The sequence below is a fragment of the Cytophagia bacterium CHB2 genome (assembly GCA_030263535.1).
GTDB lineage: Bacteria > Zhuqueibacterota > Zhuqueibacteria > Zhuqueibacterales > Zhuqueibacteraceae > Coneutiohabitans.
This window is the reverse complement of sequence record SZPB01000355.1, coordinates 1-6,728: the sequence shown is the minus strand read 5'-3', so window position 1 is coordinate 6,728 and position 6,728 is coordinate 1. Positions and strand designations below refer to the sequence as shown.

Here is a 6,728-nt window from a genome sequence, read left to right as displayed (position 1 = left end):
CATCGTCAAAATGCCATGGATACCTATCTCCGCAATCTCTTCACCGGCCAGCGTTTCGACAACACGCAATATCTCTATCATCTCTCGCAAGTGCTGTTGAGCCTGGCGCACAACGGCAATGCCGTGATTCTCGGCCGCGGCGCCAATTTTGTTTTGCCGCCGGAGGCGGGTTTGCGTGTGCGCGTCACTGCGCCGTTGGCGTTGCGTTGCGTGCGCGTCATGCACGAGCTGAGTTGCGATGAAAAGAAAGCCCTACAGGAAATCAACCGGCGCGACAAGGAGCGGAAAGATTTTTTGCAACGCCAGTTTCACGTGCCTGCGGATGATGCCTGCGCCTATGATGTGACCATCAACACGGCGCAGATCGAAATGACGGCCGCTGCGGATCTTTTGATTCGCCTGGTCGAGGCCAAGCTGAAGCCGGTGGAGAGCCGGGCCGAAGCTTAGGATTAACGCCGAACAGTGTCCGTTCCCAATATGATATTCTTGATGATGTTCCTGCAACGGCCTGGCCGGTGCCAGTTAATTTTGCGAACAAATAGCCATCAGCTTTGCACCTTATTCTTTTGATGAGGCGAACATGAACAAAAAATTCTCTGACGCCGTCATGCGGCGTTTCACGGGGAAGGAGGTAACGTTATGTCCAATCATAATCACCATCACGAGATGGATGAGCCCGATGCCACATCCGCCATAATGCGCGATTTGAAGTCGGTGTTGAAGCCGACCTTTCCGGGCCCGGGTTTGTTTGCCAGCTATTATTTTCTCGGTTTTCACATGATGGTCACGTTCTATCTGCTGTTATTGATCATGGCCATGCTGGCAGGTACGGAAGGCAAAAGCCCGAGTTTGATGGCTTTTGTGATTCTGTGGCATGTTTTTGCTGTTCCGATTTGGCTGTTGCGCAACCTCACGCTCAAGCTGTGCCAGAGGCCGCTCGGCATGTTGCTTTGCTTCACAATCATTGCCGGCGTGCTCGTGTTAATCCAGGGGCCCTTGATCACCGCAATGACGAACATCACGAATTGGATCAAGGTGGTACCTGGGGAGACGATTAAGACGATGTAAGCGCGCAGCATTTGGGCGCAGAGGGCGCCTGCCCCAGAACACAAGCATTTTTTCGGCCGTGTAGCTGCAAACCATCGGACAATTGCGGCCTACATAAGGCCAAGACAGGCGAGATGATTCATAACGCCTAAGTGAAGATCATTTTTCAAAAAAAATCACAAGCGCGGCGGAATAGGAATTCAATGATTAAGTCCCGTTTTGATGCGAAGGCTTCTGGTGAAGCATGCAATGGGGTTCGGAGAATCACCAGATTTTTGCAAACGACGGGAAGTGAGAAGTATTATTCTCAAAATAACCCTGCCTGTCACGAATGATTAAGAACCAATTGGAGAACGCATGAGACGATTTTTGTTGGTGAGCCTGGCCTCGCTGACCCTTTGCCTGAGCGCTGCCGCACAAGTTCCGGATAAGGCTTACTTCGAGCGCATGCATCAGGCGACGCGCGCTGCGCTGCAGAAAGAACAGGCTGCCAGAATGAAAAAATTTTCGGCGACGCTTCCCAATAAGCCGTCAAGCGATCCCTCGGTGGACGCGGTTTATTACGATTTGAATCTCACCATTACCACCGCGCCCAACAATCTCGCCGGCAGTGTCACCGGCGTGTTTCGCAGCAAGGTCGACGGTTTGCAGCAGGCGATACTGCATTTTGATGCCCGCGAAGGCCTGGCGCCGTGGAGCGCGTTCAGCGTGTCCGGCAACGCCGCAAGCTGGACGCATGCGAATTGGCTGCTCACCGTACAGCTTGATCGCGCTTATAACGCGGGCGAAACCTTTCAAATCACGGTGAATTATTCCGGCGTGCCGCGCTCGGGTGGATTGAAAGGCTTCGGTTTCGACACCAATGCTTACGGCAACCTGGTGATTTCAACGCTGAGCGAGCCTTACCTCGCGCGCACGTGGTGGCCGTGCATCGATGATCCTGACGACAAAGCCGATTCTGTGCGTATCAGCATCACCGTGCCGCAAAATTTGATCGCGGCTTCCAACGGCTTGCTGGTCGCTGAAACGATTAACGGCAACGGCACCAAGACTTTCGTTTGGAAAGAAAATTATCCCATCACCACTTATCTTGTCTCGCTGGCGATTTCCAATTATGCAACATTTGGCGATCAATTCGAATACGCTCCCGGGCAGTTCATGCCGATCACGCATTACGTTTATCCCGCGCAATTGGCTGCGGCGCAAACGGCATTCGCCACGCTGCCGGAAATGCTGCGCATTTACTCCGATCTTTTTGGCATGTATCCGTTTGTTAAGGAAAAATACGGCCATGCGGTGTTTGAATGGGGCGGGGCCATGGAGCATCAAACGCTGACCAGCATCGGCGGGGTGAGTACGAGCTGGGAATACACCTACGCCCATGAACTGGCGCATCAATGGTTCGGCAATCTTGTGACGTGTCAAAATTGGGGCGACATCTGGTTGAATGAGGGTTTCGCAACGTACAGCGAAGCGTTGTATGTCGAACAACGTTATGGCCCAAAAGCGTATCGTGATTATCAAGTCGCCGGACTTGGTTCGATGTCGAGCTGGGCCCGCGATGCGATTTATCGGTACAGCACGGACGAACCCTGGTACATTTTTCGATTGACGGTTTATGAAAAGGGCGGATGGGTATTGCACATGCTGCGCCGCGTATTGGGCGACTCGGTGTTCATGAAAATTCTGCACGATTATCCCAACGACCCGGCGTTCAAATTCAATACCGCCACCACCGAACAATTTCGCGACTTTTGCGAGCAAGCCAGCGGCCAGGATTTAGACTGGTTTTTTCAACAATGGATTTATGAACCTTATTATCCCATTTACAACTGGGGCTATGCTTATCAAGCAACGCCTGCCGGGCATGAACTGTTTTTGCAAATCGAGCAGAAGCAAGCCAGCGTTTCAGCGGAGTATGATCATGTTTACAAAATGCCCATTGATCTCGAAATTGTCTACGCGGATTTGACCACGGAGAACATTACCATTTGGGATTCTCTGCTGGTGCAAACGTATTCTGTGCCGCTTGACACCGCGCCGCTGGCGGTGAGATTCGATCCGGAGAGTTGGGTGCTGAAAGAAGCGCGCAAAGTGCCGGTCACGGGAATCGAAGATCCCGGCGATGCCGTGCACAGCTTTCGGCTGGCGCAGAATTATCCCAATCCGTTCAATCCTGAAACCATCATTCAATATGAGCTGCCGGAAGCCGGTTGGGTGGAATTGACGATTTACAACACTCTCGGCGAGCGTGTTTATGCCTTTGCTCCGGTTTTTCAAGCTGCCGGAAATCATAACGTGAAATGGGAGGGCAGAAATGAAGCGGGGGCAATGCTGGCAAGCGGCGTGTACGTCTATCGGTTGAAAATGGCAGGCCATGCGCAAGTGAGAAAAATGATTTTGTTGCGCTAAGGAATGCCAGTCAATAAACATGCCCATTTCCTGCAACCGCTAATTAACGCGAATGTACGCCAATAAATTTCTAATTCGCGCTTATTAGCGTTTATTCGCGGTTTGAGATATGAAAAATTTATTTAATTCTGATTCCTAAGGATATTTGACCTGTGGCACGTTGAATTCACTCAAATACTGGAGACCCGTATGAAACTCTTGAGAATCGCGCGTGTGCCGCCGGTGGTGGTGGCCCCGCAAGACACGGTGCAAGCGGCAACGGAAAAAATGTGTGACGTCGGCGTGGGCGCAGTGGGCGTGATTGATAAAGACGGCAGGTTGGTCGGCATTTTCACTGAACGCGATCTCATGCGGCGCGTCGTGCGGCCAGGACTCGCTGCGCACGAAACGCGCGTCGAAGAGGTGATGACGCGCGACCCGCTGATCGCCCCGCAAGAAATGGAAGCGAGCGATGCCTTCGAGTTCATGACCGACAAGCATTTCCGCCATCTGCCCATTGTCGATCACCTCGGGAAATTACAGGGCATGCTCTCTGTGCGGCATCTCATGCGGCATTTGGTCGAGCATCTCTCACACGAATTGGATGGGATGAATGCTTATTTGGGCGCAGATGCGCCGGGAGGAGACTGAGAAGGCGCAGGTGGCAAGTTGCAGGTGCAGGTGATAGGTTGTGTCGGTCAACAATCTCAACAACCAACAACCAACGACCAACAACCAACGACCAACAACCAGAGACCAACGGCCAAAACACAGGCACGAACCACAAACCTCAAGAGGAGAACTATTATGCCAATGCTGCAATCGTTGCAAGCGCATCTCGACGCGCAGCGTGTGCCGTATGAGGTGATTCATCATCGCCAGGATTTTACCGCGCAAGAGACGGCTGCGCACACGCACACGCCCGGCAGAATGTTCGCCAAAACCGTGATTCTTAGCGTCGATCACAAGTACTGCATGTTCGTGTTGCCCGCCAGTGATCATATCGATTTTGAAAAAGTGCGGCGGACGCTGAACGCGCGGGAGGTTCGCCTGGCAGATGAATATGAAATCGCGCGCGTCTGCCCGGATTGCGAGCCGGGCGCCATGCCGCCGTTCGGCAATCTTTACAAACTGCCACTTTACGTGAGCCACCGCCTGACCGAAGATCACATGATCACATTCAACGCCGGCACACATCAAGAGGTGATGCGCATGCTCTATCGCGATTATGACCGGTTGGCGCACCCGATTGTCACGAATTTTACCATGGAACATTGAGGCGGCGTGAGACCCTTGATTCCAACGCCGGCTGAGCTTGTCGCGGCGCCTGAGCTTGTCGAAGGCGAGCTTGTCGCGGCGCCTGAGCTTGTCGAAGGCGAGATTGTCGAAGCCCGTGCGGGTGTCACATGTTTTCACACCGTCTGATTGAAAGGAGGCGGCTTTATGCCCACTTATGAATACCGCTGCAAAGAATGCGGCCATCAATTCCTCGAGGCCTTGCGCGTGGCGGAGCATGACAAGAAAAAACCGCAATGCCCGAAATGCAAAAGCAAGAAAGTCGAGCAAGTGTTCTCGACCTTTTTTGCCAAAACCTCCAGCAAAACCTGAGGGACGCGTATGCCCAGCTTTGAATCCGTTCTGGATTGGCGGTACCGGCACACCCGCACGATTGCGCGCTGTCTCGCGCTGCTTTGGGCGAGCACGTGGGTGTTTTTTGGCGCAAGCGCGGGTTTCAGCGAAGGTTTGACGCCTGCCAAGGTTTTGTTGCACGCGACCGTGCCGGGTTTGATTTTTTTGCTGACCGCAGCCATTGCTTGGCGCTGGGAAATGCTCGGCGCTAAGCTGTTGCTGCTGGAAGGCCTGCTCATTTTCGCGTTTTATCCGGTCATCACGTGGGGCGCAACTTCTCTTACCGGCGTTTTGTTGGTCATCTTCACCATGGCGCTGCCGCCGTTGTTGGCAGGAATTCTATTACGCGAAAATTGGCATCGCGCCAGAGTCTTGCGTTTGCTGACTAACCGGATGCCGTGAAGTGTTGGGTATCCCTCAACATTTCCACGGCAATTTTTTGCGCGCTTTGGCGAAAGAGCAGACGAGGTGAGGCGTTTTTTGCCAAAATTGCCCATTCTCAAGACTGCGAAAGCACTCATCTTTTTTCCCACAGTTGCAAACCGTTTGCTGAATTTTGTTCACCACACCTCATACCGGCCCGGCAATATTCTTAGAAATATAGATACTTACACACCGTGAGATTTTGTCTCGTCGCGCCTATTTTCGGCATGTTGTTTGTCATCTGATGAAATGATTCAGTAACCGGGTTTGAAAAAGAACGGCAATCGTTGAATTTGCAATCGAATTGATGAAGCTTTTGTTTGAAGGAGGTTGAGTGATGAAGAAAAGGTTTTTGCTTGCCGGCGCAATGATCTTGCTCTTTGCGATCGTCGTCATGGCGCAAGACGGACGCCGCGGCTCAGCGCGCGAACGCTGGGACAGCGATGAGATCGTGACGCTCAAAGGCGAGATCACCGACGCGGCAATGCCGGTGGCCAAATTCAAATGCGAAGGCAAGGAATATGCCGTGCATTTGGGGCCGCTGTGGTTTTGGAAACAGAAGAACTATGAACTCAAAAAAGGCGAAGCCGAGTTGCGCGGCGAACTGGAAAAGGAAAGCGACGGTTTGCATTTTTATCCCTATTCGGTGACGCAAGGCTCCGCAAAAATCGAATTGGCGGATGATGACGGTGTGCCGCATTGGTCGGCGCGCAGCGGCCGCGGCATGATGAAGTCCGGACGCCATCATGGTCATCACCGCGGCTGTTGCGGCAGATGCTGCGACTAACCGGAGCAGATGATGCCAATATCTCGACAGCGGCCGGCAGAATCGCCGCATCGCGAGCCTCTCAACGAGCGGCCACGCATGGTGGGCTTCTTGTGTATGAGTGGTGCGCAAGTGTTTTATGACGTTTCCAATCCCGTTCGGCGAAAACTGCCGGCCGATTTCACCGGCATCGCGGTGGAGTGCATCCTGCAGGTGCATGCGCGCGAAATCTTCAAAGCCTTTCGCTTTGGCGCGGAAGGGGTTTTGCTGGCCGCCAGCCCGCAATGCCCGTGCGGACATGGCGAAGACCAAGTCCACCGCCATATGGCAGAATTGCGGCGGGCGCTCACGGGCTATGGCATCGACTTGAAACGGTTACGGTTGGAATGGATCTCGGCCGCAGAGGAACAAAAATTTCTGCAAGTGGTGAATGAGATGATGGAGAGCCTGCAGCAATTATCGCCTCTGCGGC

Annotated in this window: 9 protein-coding genes; all 9 read left to right on the top strand. The window is 53.1% G+C overall.

Annotated elements, in window-relative coordinates; genetic code table 11:
* Positions 1 to 15: 15 nt before the first annotated feature.
* Complete coding sequence (locus FBQ85_24500) at positions 16 to 447, top strand: cytidylate kinase-like family protein (protein MDL1878293.1); 432 nt, start codon at positions 16 to 18, stop codon at positions 445 to 447.
* A gap of 192 nt (positions 448 to 639) precedes the next feature.
* The gene (locus FBQ85_24495; GenBank protein MDL1878292.1) at positions 640 to 1,068 is read left to right on the top strand and encodes a hypothetical protein; all 429 of its coding nucleotides are present in this window, start codon (positions 640 to 642) and stop codon (positions 1,066 to 1,068) included.
* A 336-nt stretch (positions 1,069 to 1,404) separates the two neighbouring features.
* Positions 1,405 to 3,459: a T9SS type A sorting domain-containing protein gene (locus tag FBQ85_24490; GenBank protein ID MDL1878291.1), complete on the top strand. Its 2,055-nt coding sequence runs from the start codon at positions 1,405 to 1,407 to the stop codon at positions 3,457 to 3,459.
* A 189-nt stretch (positions 3,460 to 3,648) separates the two neighbouring features.
* Positions 3,649 to 4,089 (top strand): CBS domain-containing protein, encoded by a 441-nt coding sequence (locus FBQ85_24485; protein MDL1878290.1) that lies wholly within the window; start codon positions 3,649 to 3,651, stop codon positions 4,087 to 4,089.
* A 156-nt stretch (positions 4,090 to 4,245) separates the two neighbouring features.
* Positions 4,246 to 4,716, top strand: coding sequence for a YbaK/EbsC family protein (locus FBQ85_24480; GenBank protein ID MDL1878289.1), 471 nt, complete (start codon positions 4,246 to 4,248; stop codon positions 4,714 to 4,716).
* 165 nt (positions 4,717 to 4,881) lie between these two features.
* Positions 4,882 to 5,046, top strand: a complete 165-nt coding sequence (locus FBQ85_24475) for a zinc ribbon domain-containing protein (protein MDL1878288.1) — start codon at positions 4,882 to 4,884, stop codon at positions 5,044 to 5,046.
* A gap of 9 nt (positions 5,047 to 5,055) precedes the next feature.
* Positions 5,056 to 5,469 carry a hypothetical protein gene (locus tag FBQ85_24470; protein MDL1878287.1) on the top strand — a complete coding sequence of 138 codons (414 nt, stop codon included), beginning with the start codon at positions 5,056 to 5,058 and terminating at the stop codon, positions 5,467 to 5,469.
* Between the two features lie 358 nt (positions 5,470 to 5,827).
* Positions 5,828 to 6,277: a hypothetical protein gene (locus tag FBQ85_24465; GenBank protein ID MDL1878286.1), complete on the top strand. Its 450-nt coding sequence runs from the start codon at positions 5,828 to 5,830 to the stop codon at positions 6,275 to 6,277.
* A gap of 9 nt (positions 6,278 to 6,286) precedes the next feature.
* The coding region (locus FBQ85_24460; GenBank protein MDL1878285.1) for a hydrogenase iron-sulfur subunit at positions 6,287 to 6,728 on the top strand (442 nt) is incomplete at its 3' end.